This is a genomic window from Allomuricauda sp. MMSF_3307 (assembly GCF_030733585.1).
In the GTDB taxonomy this organism is placed as follows: Bacteria; Bacteroidota; Bacteroidia; order Flavobacteriales; family Flavobacteriaceae; genus Flagellimonas.
In genome coordinates this window covers 167,000-186,881 of record NZ_JASHIQ010000005.1, presented here as the reverse complement: position 1 = coordinate 186,881, position 19,882 = coordinate 167,000, and the positions used below count along the sequence as shown (strand labels likewise).

18 protein-coding genes are annotated in these 19,882 nt (G+C 43.1%); 15 read left to right on the top strand and 3 right to left on the bottom strand.

Annotated elements, in window-relative coordinates; all coding sequences use genetic code 11:
* Positions 1-35: 35 nt before the first annotated feature.
* Entirely contained in the window at positions 36-962 is a 927-nt protein-coding gene (locus RBB12_RS13380; protein ID WP_306013961.1) for a hypothetical protein, read from the top strand.
* Here RBB12_RS13380 and RBB12_RS13375 read toward each other — a convergent pair whose 3' ends face one another.
* Positions 963-1,610: an alpha/beta hydrolase gene (locus tag RBB12_RS13375; RefSeq protein ID WP_306013962.1), complete on the bottom strand. Its 648-nt coding sequence runs from the start codon at positions 1,608-1,610 to the stop codon at positions 963-965.
* A gap of 62 nt (positions 1,611-1,672) precedes the next feature.
* Here RBB12_RS13375 and RBB12_RS13370 point away from each other — a divergent pair, with 62 nt between their 5' ends.
* From RBB12_RS13370 to RBB12_RS13330, 9 genes are all read left to right on the top strand, one after another.
* Complete coding sequence (locus tag RBB12_RS13370; RefSeq protein ID WP_306013963.1) at positions 1,673-2,095, top strand: PaaI family thioesterase; 423 nt, start codon at positions 1,673-1,675, stop codon at positions 2,093-2,095.
* A complete protein-coding gene (locus tag RBB12_RS13365; protein WP_306013964.1) occupies positions 2,076-3,137 on the top strand; it encodes a chorismate-binding protein in 1,062 nt (353 codons plus the stop codon). The genes RBB12_RS13370 and RBB12_RS13365 overlap by 20 nt, the downstream gene beginning before the upstream one ends.
* 55 nt (positions 3,138-3,192) lie before the next feature.
* The gene (menD, locus tag RBB12_RS13360) at positions 3,193-4,932 is read left to right on the top strand and encodes a 2-succinyl-5-enolpyruvyl-6-hydroxy-3-cyclohexene-1-carboxylic-acid synthase (RefSeq protein WP_306013966.1); all 1,740 of its coding nucleotides are present in this window, start codon (positions 3,193-3,195) and stop codon (positions 4,930-4,932) included.
* 38 nt (positions 4,933-4,970) lie between these two features.
* A complete protein-coding gene (locus RBB12_RS13355; protein WP_179385619.1) occupies positions 4,971-5,312 on the top strand; it encodes a DUF2853 family protein in 342 nt (113 codons plus the stop codon).
* A gap of 32 nt (positions 5,313-5,344) precedes the next feature.
* Positions 5,345-6,220 (top strand): S1 RNA-binding domain-containing protein, encoded by an 876-nt coding sequence (locus RBB12_RS13350; RefSeq protein ID WP_313882843.1) that lies wholly within the window; start codon positions 5,345-5,347, stop codon positions 6,218-6,220.
* A gap of 150 nt (positions 6,221-6,370) precedes the next feature.
* A complete protein-coding gene (locus RBB12_RS13345) occupies positions 6,371-6,970 on the top strand; it encodes an SPOR domain-containing protein (RefSeq protein WP_293285024.1) in 600 nt (199 codons plus the stop codon).
* A 2-nt stretch (positions 6,971-6,972) separates the two neighbouring features.
* Positions 6,973-7,881: a 1,4-dihydroxy-2-naphthoate octaprenyltransferase gene (menA, locus tag RBB12_RS13340; protein ID WP_306013967.1), complete on the top strand. Its 909-nt coding sequence runs from the start codon at positions 6,973-6,975 to the stop codon at positions 7,879-7,881.
* A gap of 33 nt (positions 7,882-7,914) precedes the next feature.
* Entirely contained in the window at positions 7,915-8,670 is a 756-nt protein-coding gene (locus RBB12_RS13335) for a LytR/AlgR family response regulator transcription factor (RefSeq protein WP_179385615.1), read from the top strand.
* 540 nt (positions 8,671-9,210) lie between these two features.
* Positions 9,211-11,172: a sensor histidine kinase gene (locus RBB12_RS13330; protein WP_293289005.1), complete on the top strand. Its 1,962-nt coding sequence runs from the start codon at positions 9,211-9,213 to the stop codon at positions 11,170-11,172.
* A 3-nt stretch (positions 11,173-11,175) separates the two neighbouring features.
* On the opposite strand, the gene RBB12_RS13325 is transcribed toward RBB12_RS13330, so the two are convergent.
* Positions 11,176-11,970 carry an SDR family oxidoreductase gene (locus tag RBB12_RS13325; protein ID WP_306013969.1) on the bottom strand — a complete coding sequence of 265 codons (795 nt, stop codon included), beginning with the start codon at positions 11,968-11,970 and terminating at the stop codon, positions 11,176-11,178.
* 45 nt (positions 11,971-12,015) lie between these two features.
* On the opposite strand from RBB12_RS13325, the gene RBB12_RS13320 reads away from it, so the two are divergent.
* The 5 genes from RBB12_RS13320 to RBB12_RS13300 all read left to right on the top strand — a co-directional run bounded on the left by RBB12_RS13320 (position 12,016) and on the right by RBB12_RS13300 (position 18,243).
* Complete coding sequence (locus tag RBB12_RS13320; RefSeq protein ID WP_306013970.1) at positions 12,016-13,068, top strand: o-succinylbenzoate synthase; 1,053 nt, start codon at positions 12,016-12,018, stop codon at positions 13,066-13,068.
* The gene (locus RBB12_RS13315; RefSeq protein ID WP_306013972.1) at positions 13,059-13,997 is read left to right on the top strand and encodes a CPBP family intramembrane glutamic endopeptidase; all 939 of its coding nucleotides are present in this window, start codon (positions 13,059-13,061) and stop codon (positions 13,995-13,997) included. Before RBB12_RS13320 ends, RBB12_RS13315 begins: the two co-directional genes overlap by 10 nt.
* Complete coding sequence (locus tag RBB12_RS13310) at positions 13,975-15,048, top strand: AMP-binding protein (RefSeq protein ID WP_306013973.1); 1,074 nt, start codon at positions 13,975-13,977, stop codon at positions 15,046-15,048. The genes RBB12_RS13315 and RBB12_RS13310 overlap by 23 nt, the downstream gene beginning before the upstream one ends.
* Positions 15,049-15,081: 33 nt before the next feature.
* Positions 15,082-16,425, top strand: coding sequence for a M24 family metallopeptidase (locus RBB12_RS13305; RefSeq protein WP_306013974.1), 1,344 nt, complete (start codon positions 15,082-15,084; stop codon positions 16,423-16,425).
* A gap of 78 nt (positions 16,426-16,503) precedes the next feature.
* Positions 16,504-18,243 (top strand): carboxypeptidase-like regulatory domain-containing protein, encoded by a 1,740-nt coding sequence (locus RBB12_RS13300; protein WP_306013975.1) that lies wholly within the window; start codon positions 16,504-16,506, stop codon positions 18,241-18,243.
* Position 18,244: 1 nt separating this feature from the next.
* Here the strand turns inward: RBB12_RS13300 and RBB12_RS13295 are convergent, their stop codons facing one another.
* On the bottom strand, positions 18,245-19,873 hold the full coding sequence (locus RBB12_RS13295) for an acyl-CoA carboxylase subunit beta (protein ID WP_293288991.1): 1,629 nt from the start codon (positions 19,871-19,873) through the stop codon (positions 18,245-18,247).
* Positions 19,874-19,882: the final 9 nt, after the last annotated feature.

The following is a 19,882-nucleotide window of genomic DNA, read 5'->3' as shown; positions in this document are numbered from 1 at the left end:
TTTTCGGTTGTTGTTTTTACGATTAATTTTACAACATGAAAAAACACTACGCCATTACATCTTTTCTTTCGTTGTTCTTCGTTTTTGGGATTTGGTCCCAAGAAGTACAGATTTTTACCCTGAAGGACTTTGACCTTAATGGTAAGGTGAAATCGTGTTTGGTATCCACCAATTATGGCAAAGAGTTGTTCGAATTCAACAGGGAGGGGGTATTGACTAAAACCGTGACCCAATATAACGACACGGACCAAGATATTACGTACTACAAATATCAGCATGGGGAATTATTGGAGAAACGGATGGAAAGTTACAAGAACAATGTTCTCGACGAATCCACTTCCATGGCCAATTTTTATGAAGTAGATACCGTTCCAACCAAGACCATTACCGAAAAAATCATTTCGTACGATAAGCAATTCCTGGAGCAACAGCAATACTATTATGATGAGGAAGGCAAGTTGATGCGCATCACCACTTCCAACGGGGAAGGTGTGGACGAAACCACTTTTGACTATTCCACAGTGAAAAACGAGGAAACGGTCAGTACTTTTACCAATGGAATTTTGCAAAAATCCGTACGTACCTCCACCAAAAAGGTTGGAAACAAAACCCAAAAAGTAGTACTCACCAAGGAATATATTGACGGAGAACCCAATACAGCTAACGAGGAGGTCTTTAACGAAGCCGGTAAATTGGTCACTAGCGAAGACTTTTTATATGATATGGCCGAAAAGGAATTTGTTTCCCAAGAAAAGCGTTTTTATCAGTATACGGATGGAGTTTTGAGCAAAGTGGTCCACAAAACGGTAAACACCGAGTCCACTGATAAGTATATTTTTCAGTTTGATAACCATACCCCCCGTAATTGGGTAAAAAAAATCGTGACGCCAGGAAATAGTTACACCACCCGTACCATTGAATACTTTAAGGAAGCAGAACCCAAGGAACAGACCTCCAATTAACTATTCCAATAATTTCGCTATGATTTCCGGCTTGACTTCATGACCTCCTTTAAAGGTGATGATTTCGGCCTGGCCTTGAAACAATCCATCAATTTTTACTTTCTCACCTTTTAATCGTTCAGGGGTAAGAAATTCATCTTGATCGCCATAGATGATTTTGACTTCGGTTGAATCGTAATCCAGAAAATCAAAATCGGAAGCAGTGAGCTCATTGGGAATACCACCAGCGTAGAGGACCAAGAGTTTACAACGTACTTTTTTGCCCGCAAGCCAACGGGTCGCAATCGAAACCCCTTGGGAGAACCCGAAGACCATAAAATTGACTTTTTCCGGAATATGCTCTGCTTCTAGCACGGCATCAATATAGTTTAGGACGTTTTTCACCTCCATAGCCGTGTTTTCCTTGGTCAACCAACTAGCACCAACGTATTTGTACTCGTTTTTCAAATAGTATTTGGAGGGTGCTTGCGGCACAATGAGGTAGTTTTCCTCCATGTCCAATCCCTCAAAATATTTGACAAAATAGCGGCTCAGATAACCAATACCATGAAAAATCAGCCAAACATTCTTGGTTCTTGGGGTGAGTTCGTTTTTGGTCAGATAGGTGTTTTCGGTGGAATAGGTTACCGTTTTTTCTGGGTTGGACATGATTGGAATGACTTTGTTCGCTATTGCCGGAGCTTTGTGTAATTTTACAAAAAAGTAGAACGATGAACGAACACAAAGAGAAGATTTTGTCCGTTTGCAACGAAATTTGCAAAAACACCTTGATGGAAACCTTGGATATCACCTACGTGGATGTTGGGGAGAATTTTCTCTTGGCCAAAATGCCGGTTACGCCAAGGGTGCATCAGCCCGATGGTGTGCTCCATGGAGGAGCTTCCGTCGCCCTTGCCGAGAGTGTTGGTAGTGCTGCTTCCTACATTTTTTTGGACGGTCAAAAGTTCTTTGTACGTGGAATCGAGATTGCGGCCAATCACGTAAAGTCCATAAGGGAAGGTTTTGTCTATGCCAGGGCATCCATTTTGCATAAGGGAAGGACCACGCAGCTTTGGGAAATAAAAATCACCGACGAAGAAGGCCAGCTCATCTCCAATTGTAAATTGACCACCATTGCATTACCTAGAAAATAAAGACCTCGATACCATCTTCGATAAGGCAGGGGAGAGTCTGGAAAAAGGCTTGCCCTTTGTCATTTACAGAAAGCCTGATGCTACCCAAATGTACGGTGTTTTTCAGTCTTCCACAGATTTAAAACTGACTAAGGATTTTACGGAAAGCGGCTTTGTTTTTGCACCGTTCGATAAGGCGGATAAGGCCATATTGATCCAACCCGATGCATTTTGGACGGCCGAATATGCCCCTGAGAAGGCACAACGTCCTGCCAATGTTAATTTGGACGAATTAGGGCGTGAGAATCACTTAAAATTGGTGGAACGGGGAATTGCTGAAATTAAAAAAGGAAGACTGCAAAAGGTAGTCTTGTCAAGGCAGATTGCATTGGACATTGCCAAATCCCCGATACAAATTTTCAAGACCCTTCTGAACACCTATACCAATGCATTTGGATATTTGTTCCATCACCCTAAAGTGGGGACTTGGTGCGGTGCCACCCCAGAAACCTTGGTCCGGGTAAAAAATAAACAATTGCAGACCATGTCCTTGGCGGCGACCCTTCCCCATATCGAAAATGAGGAACCCCAATGGAGTGAAAAAGAAATTCAAGAACAACAAATGGTGTCCGAATATATTGGGGACAAATTGGCCCATGCCATGGAAGTTCTCGAGATTGATGAGGCAGAATCCGTTAGGGCGGGCAATTTATGGCATCTTCGATCCGAAGTTCGAGGTACCATGTTGCCCAATGTAAAAGTGAGGGAAGTGATCAGGGCGTTGCACCCAACCCCTGCAGTTTGTGGCATTCCAACGAGCGAGGCCCAATTGTTTATCGCGACGAACGAAAACTACCAAAGAACCTACTACACAGGTTTTTTGGGGGAACTCAACCTCGCACAAGAAGGGGAAACATCACTTTTTGTAAATCTTCGTTGCATGGAATTGAAAAGTAACAAAGCTTTTATTTTTGTGGGAGGCGGGATCACAGAGGCCTCCGACCCGGAAAGTGAATGGATTGAAACCCAAAACAAAAGCAAGACCATGCTCGGTATTTTGTAAAATGGAGCCATTTGTAGCAAGGAATTAATCTGCAGAAAGCGTATTTTTGTAGTCCATGACGTATTCAGATATTCCGGCAGCGCAGACCTTGATACTGTACTTTAAAGCAAGGGGCGTAAAGAACATAGTTATCTCACCGGGGTCCAGAAATGCCCCGTTGACCATCAGTTTTACGAAGAATCCATTTTTCAAGTGTTTTAGTATTGTGGACGAACGCTGTGCCGCATTCTTTGCCATGGGCATGGCCCAGCATTTGCGCGAACCAGTGGCCGTAATTTGCTCTTCGGGAAGTGCGTTGCTCAATTTTTATCCCGCAGTTGCAGAGGCTTATTATAGTGACATCCCTTTAATCGTGATTTCTGCAGACAGACCAAGCTACCGTATCGATATCGGGGACGGACAGACCATTCGACAGAAAAATGTGATGGAAAAGCACATCGGTTATTCGGCCAATTTGAAGCAGGATGTTTCCCATGCCACAGAAACCATTTCAAAATATGGCCCGCACTTATTGGATGATAATCAGGAACACGTTCAGGACTATAACGAAAGGGAAATCGCCAAAGCACTTTCAGTTGCTTTTGATGAAAAATATCCGGTGCACATCAATATTCCTTTTGAGGAACCCTTGTACGGTAGCGTAGAGGAGCCGTCGGTGCAGCTTCAAAATTACCAGCTTTCTGAAAATGTGGCCGATACGGAACATGAAGATTGGGAGACCCTGGCCGCTATTTGGAAGAGTCTTCCACGAAAAATGGTCCTGGCAGGGGTTAACCATCCCAACGCCTTGGAAGAGGAAGTGTTGCAGCTTTTGGCCAAGGACCCGGATACCGTTTTGTTTACCGAAACCACTTCCAATTTGCATCATCCGGAATTCTTCGAAAGCATAGATAGCATTATCGCGCCTATCGAAAAATCCAATAATGCAGCAGAGCTTTTCAATGCTTTGCAACCCGACCTATTGGTCACCTTTGGTGGATTGATCGTATCCAAAAAAATAAAGGCCTTTCTACGAAAATACAAGCCCAAACAACACTGGCATATAGATATGAAAAAGGCCAACAATACCTTCTATTGCCTGACCAAACACATCAAAGCAGACCCCAACCGTTTTTTTAGGGAGGTTGCGACAGAAAGTTTCGGAGAAAGCCATTACAAACGGTTTTGGGAAACCAAAAAAGACATTTACGAAAAGAAGCGCGAAGACTATCTCCATGAGATTCCGTTCTCGGATTTTACCGCTTTTCATCAAATCATCAGAAAAATACCCAAAGGGTATCAGGTGCATTTGGCCAATAGTTCCACGGTACGCTACGCCCAACTCTTTGCGTTGGATAAATCATTAAAAGTATACTGCAATCGCGGTACCAGCGGTATTGATGGGAGCACATCCACGGCCCTAGGCAGTTCCATTTATAGCGATTCCCCAACAGTGCTGCTTACAGGCGATTTGAGCTTTTTTTACGATAGCAATGCCCTTTGGAACGGTTATACCCGTCCCGATTTTAGGATTGTACTCATCAATAATTCCGGAGGAGGTATTTTTAGGATCTTACCCGGAATGGAGGAGACCGAGGAGTTTGAGACCTTTTTTGAGACCAGCCATAATTTATCGGCGGAACACCTGGCGAAGATGTATGGTTACGATTATTTGAAAGCGAACAATGAAACTGAACTGAAAGATTCGCTCCATGTTTTTTACGGGAAATCGGAACGGCCAAAAATCTTGGAAGTCGCCACACCACGGGTTTTGAACAATAAAATTTTGCTTGGGTACTTTGATTTTATATCTTAGAAGCTTAACTGTAAATCAAACTAGAACACTAACAGATTATGAGTAAAAGAGACGAATTGATCGAAAAGTACGCTGCGGACATCAAAAACAAATTTGGACAAGATCCTGATATGGATTTGTTGACCAAAGTAGCGGTTGGATTGGGCCCTGCCATTTACAATTTGGATGCATCCAAAGTATCCGGCTCCGACGAAAAGGAGCTGGAAACCGTAAAGAACAATTTCTTGATCAAAAAATTGGGGCTGGCTGATACCCCAGCACTAATGGAGTCCATCAACAGCGTTATTGATACGTACGGACGATCGGAAAAAAACAAGCATCGTGCCGTTATCTACTATATTTTGGCCAAGCACTTTGGTAAGGAATCAGTATATAACTAGGATGTTCACTATTAAAAAAGAGCTGTTCGATTGTGGACAGCTTTTTTTATACCCGTTTTTACAACTACCTTTACCGCATGATAGAACTGGGAAACTACAATACCCTTAAGGTGCTCAGGAGCACTAGTATAGGGCTTTTTTTGGGAGATGAGGAAGGAACGGAAATTTTGTTGCCCAATAAATACGTGCCCGAGGATTTTGAAATAGACCAAGAAATGGAAGTGTTCTGTTATTTGGACAATGCGGAACGCCCCATCTCCACCACATTGAAGCCCAAAATTGTCCGTAATGGGTTTGCCTACTTGCAAGTGGTCGAAGTGGGAGCCTACGGCGCCTTTATGGATTGGGGATTGGAAAAGCATTTGTTGGTGCCATTTAGGGAGCAATCACAACGAATGGAGGATGGTCAAAAATATATTGTCCATTGCTACATGGACGAGGAAAGTATGCGTCTTACGGGCTCGAGCAGGATAGATAAGTTTTTGTCCAACGATAGTGTGGATTACGAACAAAATGATCCAGTGGACCTTTTGGTGTATCGAAAAACTCCGCTGGGTTGGGAGGTCGTCGTGGATAATCGTCACAAAGGACTCATTTTTGACAGTGATATCTTCAAACCGGTTTCTGTGGGCGATGGCCTGAATGGTTTTGTAAAAAATGTTCGGGATGACAAAAAACTGGATATTTCACTACAGCCCATTGGAGCCAAAATGTTGGAGCCCACGGCCAAAATGATTTTGGACAAACTTGTGCAAAGTGGTGGCTTTTTGCCCTTGCACGATAAATCGTCGCCCGAAACAATCCAAAAGACCCTTCATTTGAGCAAAAAAGCCTTTAAAAAAGGGGTGGGTATTCTGTACCGTCAACGCAAAATCAGTATACAGGAAGACGGTATCCGCTTACTTTAGACCAAAAACAACGCCAAGACCCTATTTATGGTAGCTTTAGCGCCGTAAAGTTTTTTTCTTAACCCAAAAATTTTATTTTTGTAGGGATTCAGATTAACGTATTGGTTGCCTTGCGGTTAGCATGGCTTAATTTAATAATTTCCTCCACTTATGCCTTTTATTGAAGAAAGCGATTTGTTGGACCTTCATAAGGATATAGATAAGGCCCAGATTATAAACGAAAGACTTCTTGATCAGATCAAGTTCAAGAATAAGGATTTGCGCAAAATCAAATTACAGCGAAATATCCTTTTGGGATTTGTTGGCCTATTCGTTATCGGTACACTTGCCATAACCTCCTTCACTGCCGGATTGAGCAGCAAACAACAATTTGAGAACCAGAGCAATGTCCTGTTCTCGTTGGACAGCTTGGATGTGATCAGGGCCCGTATAGATAATCTGAAGAAACAAAACCAAGAATTGAGCTTGGTAAAGGAATTTTACTTGGCCAAGGAATTTTTGAACAAGGAAAAAATCTACTCCGTACAAGTAAAGTCTTTTGTGGACAACAATGTGACCTTGGCTTCGGAAGCTCTGACCAATACACTTTTTGTAAAGACCAATCCGTTTTACGCCTACTCCTTGGGCAACTACGAAACGTTGGAGGAGGCCCAAAAGTTTAGAAAATTTTTGGTTCAAATTGGTTTTGAAGACGCGTTTGTAGCCTCTTATATTGATGGCCAACGCGTTAAAATTGAAGATCCGTACTAAACTTGGGAAACACAAAGGCTTGGATACAAGCGGCTAGACTTCGTACACTCCCACTTTCTTTATCAGGGATTATTGTAGGTACTGCACTGGCTGCCTATAAAGGATATTTTGATGGGACCCTATTTGTTTTGGCACTGTTGACCACGATTGGTTTTCAGGTAATCTCCAACTTCGCCAATGATTATGGGGATGGTGTAAAGGGAACCGACAACGAGGATCGCATTGGTCCGGCACGCGCCCTGCAAAGCGGTACCATAACTCGGGCGTCGCTCAAAAATGGGATTATTGTTTCCACGATACTGACCCTGCTCATCGCTTTAGCGCTTATTTATTTGGCATTCGGTTTGGAAAACCTGCCCTACATTATTCTATTCTTTGTGTTGGGGCTGCTGAGTATCTGGGCCGCCATAAACTATACCATTGGCTCCAAAGCCTATGGCTATCGAGGTATGGGTGACCTTTTTGTCTTCCTGTTCTTTGGTCTGCTAGGTGTTTTGGGCAGTATGTTTCTGTTCACCAAATCGTTGGATGCGGTTGCCATTTTACCTGCCGTCGCCATTGGGTTGCTCTGTGTCGCCGTTCTCAATTTGAACAACTTGCGGGACATGGTTTCCGATAAAAAGCATGGTAAGGTAACGCTGGTGGTAAAAATGGGCTTTGATAGGGGTAAAATTTATCATGGTTTTTTGATTATTACGGCCCTGTTGTGCTTTTCTGTCTTTATTTGGTTGGAAGGCTGGGGTTGGAAACCCAGCTTTTTCATGCTGGCCTTTGTGCCATTGCTGATTCATCTGCTCAAAGTGATGCAGACCCAAAATCCAGGTCATCTAGATGCCGAACTGAAGAAAGTCGCTTTGAGCACCTTTTTGCTAGCGGTATTATTCTTAATTTCAGTTAATATTTTTTTGTAAATTTGATATACAACCAAATAAACTTAAAGGAACTTGGAACATCCGATAAAAATTTTGATCGTAGAGGATAATGTCATCATTGCCGATGATATGCAATCCATGTTAGAGGAAATCGGTTATGAGATCGTGGACAATGTGATTGTATACGAACAAGCCGTAGATGTCCTTAAAAATAATCATGTAGACCTTGTTTTGATTGATATCATCTTGGCTTCGGACAAGACAGGAATCGATTTGGGCAAGCACATTCGTGAAACGTATAATATTCCATTCATCTTTGTAACCTCCAACTCCGACCGCGCCACGGTAGAGAATGCCAAAACCGTAAAGCCGGATGGGTATTTGGTAAAGCCTTTTGAACAACAGGACCTGTATACATCCATCGAGATAGCGCTATCCAATTTCAACTACAACAAAAAAGGGGTTGAGAAAGTATCGGATGATGATGCAGCGGATGAAATCACCTCCAATTCCATTTTGAAGGATTCCATTTTCGTCAAAAAGCAACATTTGTATTATCGTATACAGTTTAGTGATATCCAGTTCATTAAGGCAGACAATGTTTATTTGGAAGTCAATACGGCAGATAAAAAATTCTTGGTGCGCTCTCCGCTGAAGGACTATTTGGAAAAATTGCCAAAAAATAAATTTTACAGGGCACATAAATCCTACATCGTCAATGTGGACCACATTGACGCCATCAACTCCAAGGATATCATGATCAATAATAATTTGATACCGATTTCCAAAGACTTTAAGGAATTTATCCTGTCCTCCATGAACAGCTAAAGGATTTCCTTTATAAGATACCAAGCGCTCCCCAACGGGAGCGTTTTTTTTTACCAACAACAGCTTGTTGGGGGCAAGACCACAGTTTTGGGTAGGTTCACAACAATATTTTCTCCACATGGACTCTCGCGCCTACTTTAGCAGTGTTATTAAATCAGAAAGTAATTTTTTCATTTTCATATAGTGTTCTCGTAAAAGGGTCTTGTTGTAAAAAGCAGGGCCTTTTTCAATTTCAGGTGGTTCGTAATACTGTGTTTTCTCCATGAAAAGCACAAAACATCGACAAAATGCCATTTGACATACAGTTGATAACTTTTCACAACAGAAATGGACACTTTCACAACATAAATGGTCATCTCTTTCCACTGACATTTAATTTTACGACCAAACTAGCGTTCTTTATATACCCCATAGCTTGCAAATCGGTATAACATTCCATTTTTACATTTGATTTGGTTATCGGGGCAATAAAGGAAAAAAGGGCACGATAATAATATAGGGCCTTCGGTACTGTTCCGGGCCACTGTATCAAATTAATTAATGGGACGTTACGTAAGATTTTTATTTACCTCAGTATACTTTGCTTTTCTTTTCACTTCTTTCGCACAAACCAATGCGGAAAACGAGGATAGTGTACTTGAAGAATTCCAGGATACCGGCCTAGCTTCAGAACGGTTCGAGGTCTTTTTCAATTCGTTGGACCGATACAACGTCAATTCCGCTTATGATTGGTTGGATACCATCAAAATATACTTGACCAACGCAGAAAAAACAAAGGATACCACCGCTATCCGCTTATACAAAGTGATGCAAGCCCAAGTCTACAACGACCTTGGGGAATACGACAAGAGTACCGTCCTGGCCAAGGAACTTTATGACATCAAGGATTCTTTGGACGATGCTTCCCAAAAAGTGGTTTTGGATGTGCTGGACGACAATTACGCCAATCTGCAATTGTTCGACAAGCAGATTGAGATCCGAAAGCAAAAGCGGGAGCTGGGCATTACCAACAATGTAGCCTTTTACGACATTTATAGTAACCTTGGCCTGTACCGAAAGGCGAGGAACCAATACATTATGGAGGTAAAGCCTACCATTGCGGACAACGATTCGTACGGATTGGCCAAATACCATAGCAAAGTGGGCAATTACCTGCGCTTGGACGATTCTGCACCCACGGCGTTGAGCGAACTGAAAAAGGCAAATTCGTACTTGGGAGTCTACATGAACGATATTTCGACCCAAAAAAGTGAGTCCGATATTTTTGAGAGTCAGTTGCTACAGGCCGAAATCGAGGGGAATATTGCCAAGTGCCATGTGATGCTCGGTGAGTTTGAAGAAGCCATACCCTTGCTGGAGACCAGCATCGAAACTTTAAAAAAATCACCCAACAACAACGACCATAGCGAAGTGGTTGAAAACACCCTATTCTTGGCGGAGGCCAACCTTCAGTTGGAGCGTTTTAGGGAGGCCAAAAAGCATTTGGATACGGAGTTTGACAACATTACCGTTTTACAGACCATTAAAAGAAACAGTTTATTGGCAGCGTTCTATGATAAGGTAGAAAACTACAAAAACGCATCAATCTACTACAAACGTAACGAGCGCATAAAGGATTCCTTGGCCAAAAAGCAGTCGGCCTTGATCAAACAACAACTGGTCACCATCGTGGCTAATGAGGATTTGGAGAATTCACAACGGTTGATCGATGAACAAAAGCGCATCAACGAACTGGCCCGAAGTGAAATGAAGGCCAAGGATGAGCGAATTAATCTGGTGTTCATTTCTTTGATTTTCACTCTTTTAGGGTTTGCAGGTCTGGTGTATGCCTATCTGAAGAGTATCAAAAACCAACGATTGATCGCTGAACAAAAGCACATTATCGAGAATTCTTTGGTGGAGAAGGATTCCCTGTTAAAAGAGATCCATCACCGTGTAAAAAACAACCTGCAAATGGTGAGCAGCCTTTTGAGCCTTCAAACCAAAAACACCCGAAGCAAGGCGGCCATTGAAGCCTTGGAAGAAGGAAAGAGTAGGGTGAAGGCCATGGCGTTGATCCATCAAAAACTGTATCAGAACGATGACCTATCGGTAATAGAAATGCAGGGATACATTGAAAGTTTGATCAATAGCGTGCAATCCGTTTACAAAAAAGGAGGGCACAACATTAGCATCACCATTGATGCCGAGGGCACCGAACTGGATATTGACCGTGCTATTCCCTTTGGATTGATTTTAAACGAATTGGTGTCCAATTCATTCAAATATGCTTTTCCAGAGAATGATGAGAACGGCAAAATCTACATTCATTTGCGCAAAAATGGAGATCAGGGCTACTTTGAATATACCGACAACGGTGTAGGCCTGCCAGAGGATTCCGATGAACGGGCGCATTCCTCCATGGGTATTCGCTTGATCAATAGATTGGTGAACCAATTGCAGTCCAAATTGAATATCGATAGGCAGGTAGAAGGTGTTCGTTTCTGGTTCAACTTTAGTTAAGCCCTAGCGCACCTGACTCTTCAGTACCACTTTGTGCAATAGTTTTGGGAAAAATCGCTTGAGGTAGATGCCCTTTACTTCCTTGCCACCAATATAGACTTCGAACTTTTTGCGTTGGATGGCATTGAGTATTTTTTGTGCTGCAAGCTCAGGGGATATGCCATTTTGCGTGGCTATATCATCTTCTTTTTGCGGAGAGCCATCGGCGGTCAAGGCATTTTTGGCCACATTGGTCTGTACAAATCCCGGGCAAACCATGGTCACGTGGATTCCATCTTTTTCGTGTTCCATCCGCATCACATCAAAAAAACCGTGCAAGGCATGCTTGGCCCCGCAGTATCCGGAACGATAAGGGGAACCAAACTTGCCCATCAAACTGGTGACGGTTACAAAATGCCCACTTTGATTGGCCATAAAGTTGGGCAGAATGGCTTTGGAAAGCGCTACCGTCCCCATATAATTAATGTCCATCAATTGTTGGTACACGTCGAGCGTTGTGTCCTTGATCAGCGACCGCTGACTTATTCCAGCGTTGTTTACCAAAATATCCACCTTTCCGAACAAACCAACAGCCTTGTTGGCAATGCCCTGCATTCCTTTGTGGTCCTTTAGATCCAATGGAAGAACGGAAATAGTACTTGAAGTATCACAGAGGTCTTTTACTTCGAGCAATTCGTCTTCCCTACGGGATGAAAGAATCAAATTGCAATCATATTTACTAAGGGCCAAAGCCAAACTTTTCCCAATGCCGGACGAAGCCCCGGTTATCCAAATCGTTTTTCCATGGATACTTCCCATACCTACTGTTTTAGAAACAAAATATACTTAAATTTGGGCTACTTCATGAAAGCAAATTATAAAAAGTATACCCTCAATTTTAAAGTCCCCAGTGGCACTTCACGTGGTGTGATGACCCAAAAAGAGACGTGGTTCCTGATTTTAAAAAACAATGGTTCTTTTGGAATTGGGGAGTGCGGTATTCTCCGAGGGCTCAGCGCGGACGATCGACCTGATTACGAAGAAAAATTAGTTTGGACCTGTGAAAACATACAACTGGGAAAGGATAAGCTATTGGCAGAATTAGAAGCGTTTCCCTCGATTCAGTTTGGGTTGGAACAGGCTTTTTTGTCATTGGCTTCCCAAAACCCCTTTGAGTTGTTTACTTCGGACTTTACCAAAAAAGAAGCGCCCATACCTATTAACGGACTGATCTGGATGGGGGATGAGGAATATATGCTCAAGCAATTGGAGCAAAAGTTGAAAGCTGGTTTTGGCTGCATCAAAATGAAGATTGGAGCCATTGATTTTGACAAGGAATTGGCCATCCTCAAGTCAATCCGGGATAATTTTTTCCCCAATGAAATAGAGTTACGTGTTGATGCGAACGGAGCCTTTTCTCCCAACGAAGCCATGGAAAAGTTGGAACAATTGGCCTCATTTCAGCTACATTCCATTGAACAGCCCATAAAAGCGGGACAATGGGATAATATGGCCCTGCTTTGCGAAAAAAACCCCTTGCCCATCGCTTTGGATGAGGAGCTTATTGGTGTTTTTGATGTAACGGAAAAGCAGAAAATGCTACAAACTATACAACCACAGTACATCATACTCAAGCCAAGTCTGGTGGGAGGAATAAAGGGTAGCAGGGAATGGATAGAATTGGCCGGTAAACAAGACATAGGCTGGTGGATTACCAGCGCCTTGGAAAGCAATATTGGCCTAAATGCCATTGCACAGTTTACCCACACCTTGAAAACGACCATGCCACAAGGTTTGGGAACGGGCAGTTTGTTTACCAATAATATCAATAGCCCTTTGGAGGTTTCAGGAGGGCAACTTTTTTATAGACAGGATAATGCCTGGGATATGGATGTAATAGAACAAATATGTATATAGAGCAAGGGTATAAGGGAAATATCGGTATGTGGAAGTACTTGGTGCTTCCTGTTGGTTTTATCGGATTTATGGTGCTCAACTATATCACCACTATAAATTCTCCAATTAGTGTTGAGGACGCGATGCAGCAAATAATCGACCAATTTGGGAGCAATCTAGTTCTGATTCTATTGTTGGCACCTTTGGTGGTCGGTTTTTTTGTGGTACTTGGGTGGACACTTTTAGTGCATCAACAATCCATTACTTCGTTAACAACATCCCGTAAGAAAATTGATTGGAAACGAATTTTGTTCGCTTTTGGACTTTGGGCAGGAGTCACCATTATTTTGACTGGAGTAGACATCTTTTTTTCTCCTGAGAAATATGAGTTAAACTTTAATCTAGTCAAATTCATTCCATTGGCCATAATTGCCATATTACTGATTCCGTTACAGACCAGTTTTGAAGAATATCTGTTTAGGGGCCACATGATGCAGGGCATAGGGTTGATGGCCAAAAACAGGTGGTTGCCCTTATTCATAACATCCAGTCTTTTTGGTTTAATGCACATCGCCAATCCAGAGGTTGAAAAGCTAGGTTTGGGTATTATGGTCTACTATATCGGTACAGGATTCTTTCTGGGTATTTTGACCTTGATGGACGAAGGGTTGGAACTGGCACTCGGTTTTCATGCAGCCAATAATTTGATAACGGCATTATTGGTGACGGCAGATTGGACCGCTTTCCAGACCAATTCCATTTTTAAGGATGTATCCGAGCCTGCTTTGGGCTGGGATGTCTTGATTCCCGTATTTGTGGTATATCCATTATTATTGATGTACTTCTCCAAAAAATACGGCTGGAAAAACTGGAAGGATAGATTATTTGGGCGCGTATTGTACAAGGAAGAATTTATGGTGTTGACCGATGGGGAATCCGACTTGGCATAACATCCATCCTGATTTTAAGCTGAACGGTACCGCATACAGTCTGGATGGTGTACGGAAGTTAGCCAACGAGCTTACCATGTCTGCTTCCCATTACGAGCAAACCATAGGCGATTTTTTAAAGGACTGGACTTCTGATGAATCTGCTTTGAACGTTCAGACGTCGGGTTCCACAGGAGCACCAAAAACCATTCAGCTCAAAAAGGAGCATATGGTCAATTCCGCACAGGCTACGGGACACTATTTTGGATTGCGTTCTAAGCACAGCGCTTTACTCTGCTTACCTTGCACCGGAATCGCTGGAAAAATGATGTTGGTCCGCGCCATGATGCTCGGACTCTCTTTGGATTATGTGGAACCCTCATCAACCCCATTGTCTGCACAAGAACAGGACTACGATTTTGTGGCGATGGTACCGCTTCAAGTACAAAATTCATTGGACAAATTGCAGCGGATAAAAAAACTTATTATCGGAGGAGCGGCGGTCGATTCAAATTTGAGGGGAAAACTTCAAGAGATACCTGCGGAAGCCTATGAAACCTATGGAATGACGGAGACCATTACCCATATTGCCGTAAAGCGTATCAATGGTAAACCGATGGATTATTTTGAAACCCTTCCCCATGTTTCCGTCACCAAAGACGAGCGAGAATGCTTGGTGATTCAAGCACCAAAAGTTTCGGACGAAAAAGTGGTCACCAACGATTTGGTGGACATATTGGATGCACATCGATTCAAATGGGTGGGCAGGTATGATTCCGTTGTCAATTCCGGTGGAATCAAATTGATTCCCGAGCAAATTGAGAAAAAGCTATCGTCCTTGATAGCCTCCCGATTCTTTGTGGCTGGACAGCCTGATAAAGCGCTTGGCCAAAAGCTCATACTGGTTATAGAGGCTGATTCGGTGGACAAAGAAAACCTCTTTCAGCAAATGAAACGACTACCAGGACTCTCCAAATATGAAATTCCCAAACAGATTTATGGTCTTCAACGGTTCCCTGAAACCAAGACCCAAAAAATCGACCGAAAAAAAATATTGGAACAACTTAGCTAAGTTTCGTACATTCAAAACTTCAAAAAATCAACCATGCGAAAAACCATTTTAGTAGTACTGCTTTTGCCATTTATGGCCATTTCCCAACAAATCCTTCCAGAAGTGGAGCGCGCAAGGGTCGTGGATGAAATCTTGGAGGAACGTTTCAATAATTTGTTGCCCCAGTTGATGGACCAGGCAGGATTGGACATGTGGGTGTTGATTTCTAGGGAATACAACGAAGACCCCGTACTAAAAACAATGCTGCCCGCCACTTGGCTGAACGCAAGACGTAGAACCATTATTCTGTTTTACAGGGACAAGCAAAAGAATACCATAGAAAAGTTGGCCGTGGCCCGTTATGATATTGGCAAGAGCATCAAGTCGGCTTGGGACAAGGAAAAGGAACCGGACCAGTGGAAGCGACTAATGCAGTTGATTACCGAACGGAATCCCGAGAAAATCGGACTGAATTTTTCAAAAGACCACAATATTGCTGACGGTTTGGATAAGACAGATTACGATGAATTCATGGCCAATTTGCCTAAAAAACACCATTCAAAAGTAGTATCGGCAGAACAATTGGCCGTACGCTGGATAGAAACCCGTACTCCACGGGAAATGGCCATTTTTAATCAATTGGTAGATATCACCCACGATATTATTGCAGAGGCTTTTTCCGAAAAGGTCATCACCCCTGGCGTCACCACGACTACCGAGGTGGAATGGTGGATGCGTCAAAAAGTGACCGATTTGGGCTTGGAAACATGGTTTCACCCAACGGTAGATGTGCAACGTACCAGCGAAGAACTGGTGGGACATCTGTATTCATTTTCTGGTAGGCCCGACGATGAAGTCATTCAGCGAGGCGATTTGTTGCATTGCGATTTTGGCATCACCTATTTGCGCCTCAATACCGATTGCCAAGAATTAGCTTATGTATTAAAACCAGAGGAAACTGAGGCACCATCATTTTTGGTGAACGCCCTGTATGATGGCAACCGAGTGCAGGACTTTTTGACCCAAAATATGGTGAAAGGGCGCGTGGGCAACGATATTTTGGCCAAAGCCTTGCAAGATGCCAAGAATGCAGGACTCAGACCTGCCATTTATACGCATCCCTTGGGATCTTACGGCCACTCTGCTGGCACCACCATCGGGATGTGGGATGCACAAGGCGGAGTAATGAAGGATGACGGAGCGAATTACCCCTTGAATCCTAACACTGCATACGCCATCGAACTAAATACAACAGTGAATATTCCAGAATGGAACAGGGATATCCGTATTATGTTGGAAGAAGCAGGTTTTTTTGGAGAAGATGGGTTTCGATATGTTAATGGAAGACAAACCGAATTCTTGTTGATTCCCCGACCTAAGTCCCATTTAGGCAATTAGTTGGGTTGTTAAAATTTTGTAAGTAAAGTATCATTGAGCCATTTATTTTCATAATTTAAGTAGCAAAATCCGACTGCTATGAAAAATTTATGGGTGTTATTTTTGGTGATTACTACTTGCGCTTTTTCACAAACCGCAGAACTTAAAACAATTCGAGGTACCATTACAGATGGCACCCGTCCCATTGAAGATGTGGCCATTTCCATTGAAGGGAGCAACGAGACCATCTTTTCAAATGAACTGGGAAACTACAGTATCGAGGCTAGAACAGGTGACATTATCACCTATTCCTATACAGGTCTTAAAACTCTTCAAATTAAAGTGGAGGATGTGACCCAAATTTTAAATTTGGAAATGTTCCCTGATATCAATGACTTGGACGAGGTAGAGGTAACTGCTAGTAGAAGAAAGTCGCAAAAGGACTTAGCCGCAGAATATAAGAAGAATCCAAGAATTGTAAAAACGGCCTATGGGTATTTGGACACCGAAACCGCAGCGGGAAGAGTTAATGTGGTTCGCAAAGAGGATATCAATGCGATTTTTGTGTGCCTGCTCGATTTCGCCAGAGTCAGAATACCAGGAATCGTGGTAACTGGCGACTGTACTTATGGAGGTGACATTTACGCCAGAGGTTTTGGGTCAATAAACAACTCCGCACCCGTAATTTATGATATTGATGGATTGATTTTTACGGATACACCGCTTTGGTTCGATATCAACAATGCTGAGCGTATTGCTTTAATTCAAAGCCTTTCCTTAACAGTCCCTTATGGTTTTGTTGGTGCTGGTGGAGTGATGGTCATCAACACCAAAACAGGCACTCCGGCCGCAACTCAGGTTGTGGACCAGGCCCGTTTGCGCAATAATTATTTGCAACGGGACGTGCTTACCGAAAATCAGGTCCGACAAAATGCACCAGAGTATTTAAAAGAGTTTGCCAATAGCTCATCCATGGCAGAATCAAGAGAAATCTTTGAACGATATGCCGGTAGCTATTCGAATTCATCTTACTTTATTTTGGACGCTGTTCAACACTTTTCAAAAAGATGGAAAGCCTACGATATGGCAGACGCTATTGTGGACGAACATTGGAAACGAATGGAAACCAACCCGGTATTGCTAAAAACCTTGGCGTATTTCTATGAAGAGCAAGGGCGTTTCGACAAGGCCAATGACATTTATAAGGAGGTATTTATTTTACGGCCGAATTATGTGCAAAGCTATCTGGATATGGCCAAGAGTTATAGGACCGCTGGGCAAATAAAGCAAGCCGCTTCCATCTTCGCCCGTTACGAATATTTGGTCGATGAAGAGTTTTTACCAGATGGAGAAAATGATTTTGCCACCATCTTCCAAAGGGAGTACAATAACCTATTGACCTTGGAAAGAAAAGCCATTTTAAATGATGGAGGAGAAAAGTCCTTGTATGTTGCCGAAGAAGATTTTAATGGGACCCGCTTGGTATTTGAATGGAGTGATGGGGAAGCAGAGTTTGATTTGATGTTCGTTAATCCCGAGAACCAGTATTACACTTGGAAGCATAGCTTGGCCGATAATGCCGAGGAAATCATGAACGAGAAAAATCTGGGCTACAATATAAAGGAGTACCTCATAGATGGTTCGCTCCCCGGACTTTGGAAAGTCAACATCAACTATAAAGGCAACAAGAGTTTGACACCATCTTACTTAAAAGCGACCATTTACACCGATTATGGCACTCCAAACCAAAAAATGGACATCAAAGTTTTCCGTTTGGGCCTAAAGAATGTGTATCAAGAGTTGTTTAAGATCAATGCACCAAGTGTGGTTTCAAATTAGATTACACTTGTAACACTCCCATATTAAACGCTTTTTCGATTGGCGCATGGTTTGCTGCCTCAATGCCCATCGAAATCCATTTACGGGTATCCAAGGGGTCGATTATGGCATCCGTCCAAAGTCTAGCAGCAGCGTAGTACGGCGATATTTGGTCGTCGTACCGCTGTTTGATTTGGTCAAAAAGTTCCTTTTCTTTTTCGGCGTCCACTGCTTTGCCACTTTTTTCCAAACTCGCTTTTTCAATCTGGAGCAATACTTTAGCGGCAGAGTTTCCGCTCATCACTGCCAATTCGGCGCTCGGCCAGGCTACAATCAACCTAGGGTCGTAGGCCTTTCCGCACATGGCATAGTTTCCTGCTCCGTAGCTGTTTCCAATCACAATGGTGAATTTGGGCACTACCGAATTGCTCACCGCATTCACCATTTTGGCACCATCTTTTATGATGCCGCCATGCTCGCTTTTGCTGCCCACCATAAATCCGGTCACATCCTGTAAAAACACCAATGGGATTTTCTTTTGGTTACAATTCGCGATAAATCGAGTGGCCTTGTCGGCAGAATCGGAATAAATCACCCCGCCAAATTGCATCTCACCCTTTTTGGTCTTCACCACTTTACGCTGATTGGCCACAATGCCCACGGCCCAGCCGTCGATTCGGGCGTAACCCGTCAATATGGTCTGTCCGTAGCCTTCTTTGTACTGTTCAAATTCGGAATCGTCCACCAATCGTTTAATGATTTCCAACATATCGTACTGGTCGCTTCGTGAAGCGGGCAAGATTCCGAAAATGTCATCAGGATTTTCTGCTGGAGGCTTGGCTTCGGAACGGTTGAATCCCGCCTTATCAAAATCCCCAATTTTGTCCACAATGTTTTTGATTTTATCCAAGGCATCCTTGTCATCTTTCGCCTTGTAATCCGTAACACCGCTAATTTCGGAATGCGTAGTGGCTCCACCCAAGGTTTCATTGTCGATACTCTCCCCAATGGCCGCCTTTACTAGATAACTTCCGGCTAAAAAGATGCTTCCCGTTTTATCCACAATCAACGCTTCGTCGCTCATAATGGGCAAGTATGCTCCACCGGCCACACAGCTTCCCATGACCGCAGCAATTTGGGTAATGCCCATGCTGCTCATAACGGCATTGTTCCTAAAAATGCGTCCAAAATGCTCCTTGTCGGGAAAAATTTCGTCTTGCATGGGTAGATAAACCCCAGCGCTGTCCACCAAATAAATAATGGGCAATTTGTTCTCAATGGCAATTTCTTGGGCCCGCAGGTTCTTTTTTCCGGTAATGGGAAACCATGCTCCGGCCTTAACGGTCGCATCATTGGCCACTACCACACACTGCTTTCCTTGAACGTGTCCCACTTTTACCACAACGCCTCCAGAAGGGCATCCTCCGTGCTCTTCATACATATCTTCACCGGCAAATGCACCGATTTCTATGGCTTCGGCATCGTCATCCAACAGATATTCGATACGCTCCCTAGCGGTCATTTTGCCTTTGGCATGATGTTTTTCGATACGGCTTTTACCACCACCGAGTTTTATTTGGGCGAGTCTACGCTTCAACTCGGACAATTTTAGCTTATTCTGGTCTTCGTTTTTATTGAAGTTTAAATCCATTCTCTGTCA

Bases quoted from the DNA above. Each gene is read 5' to 3' on its own strand.
- RBB12_RS13380 (WP_306013961.1), top strand. From the start codon at position 36: ATGAAAAAACACTACGCCATTACATCTTTTCTTTCGTTGTTCTTCGTT.
- RBB12_RS13375 (WP_306013962.1), bottom strand. From the start codon at position 1,610: ATGTCCAACCCAGAAAAAACGGTAACCTATTCCACCGAAAACACCTAT.
- RBB12_RS13370 (WP_306013963.1), top strand. From the start codon at position 1,673: ATGAACGAACACAAAGAGAAGATTTTGTCCGTTTGCAACGAAATTTGC.
- menD (WP_306013966.1), top strand. From the start codon at position 3,193: ATGACGTATTCAGATATTCCGGCAGCGCAGACCTTGATACTGTACTTT.
- RBB12_RS13355 (WP_179385619.1), top strand. From the start codon at position 4,971: ATGAGTAAAAGAGACGAATTGATCGAAAAGTACGCTGCGGACATCAAA.
- RBB12_RS13345 (WP_293285024.1), top strand. From the start codon at position 6,371: ATGCCTTTTATTGAAGAAAGCGATTTGTTGGACCTTCATAAGGATATA.
- RBB12_RS13330 (WP_293289005.1), top strand. From the start codon at position 9,211: ATGGGACGTTACGTAAGATTTTTATTTACCTCAGTATACTTTGCTTTT.
- RBB12_RS13325 (WP_306013969.1), bottom strand. From the start codon at position 11,970: ATGGGAAGTATCCATGGAAAAACGATTTGGATAACCGGGGCTTCGTCC.
- RBB12_RS13320 (WP_306013970.1), top strand. From the start codon at position 12,016: ATGAAAGCAAATTATAAAAAGTATACCCTCAATTTTAAAGTCCCCAGT.
- RBB12_RS13315 (WP_306013972.1), top strand. From the start codon at position 13,059: ATGTATATAGAGCAAGGGTATAAGGGAAATATCGGTATGTGGAAGTAC.
- RBB12_RS13310 (WP_306013973.1), top strand. From the start codon at position 13,975: ATGGGGAATCCGACTTGGCATAACATCCATCCTGATTTTAAGCTGAAC.
- RBB12_RS13305 (WP_306013974.1), top strand. From the start codon at position 15,082: ATGCGAAAAACCATTTTAGTAGTACTGCTTTTGCCATTTATGGCCATT.
- RBB12_RS13300 (WP_306013975.1), top strand. From the start codon at position 16,504: ATGAAAAATTTATGGGTGTTATTTTTGGTGATTACTACTTGCGCTTTT.
- RBB12_RS13295 (WP_293288991.1), bottom strand. From the start codon at position 19,873: ATGGATTTAAACTTCAATAAAAACGAAGACCAGAATAAGCTAAAATTG.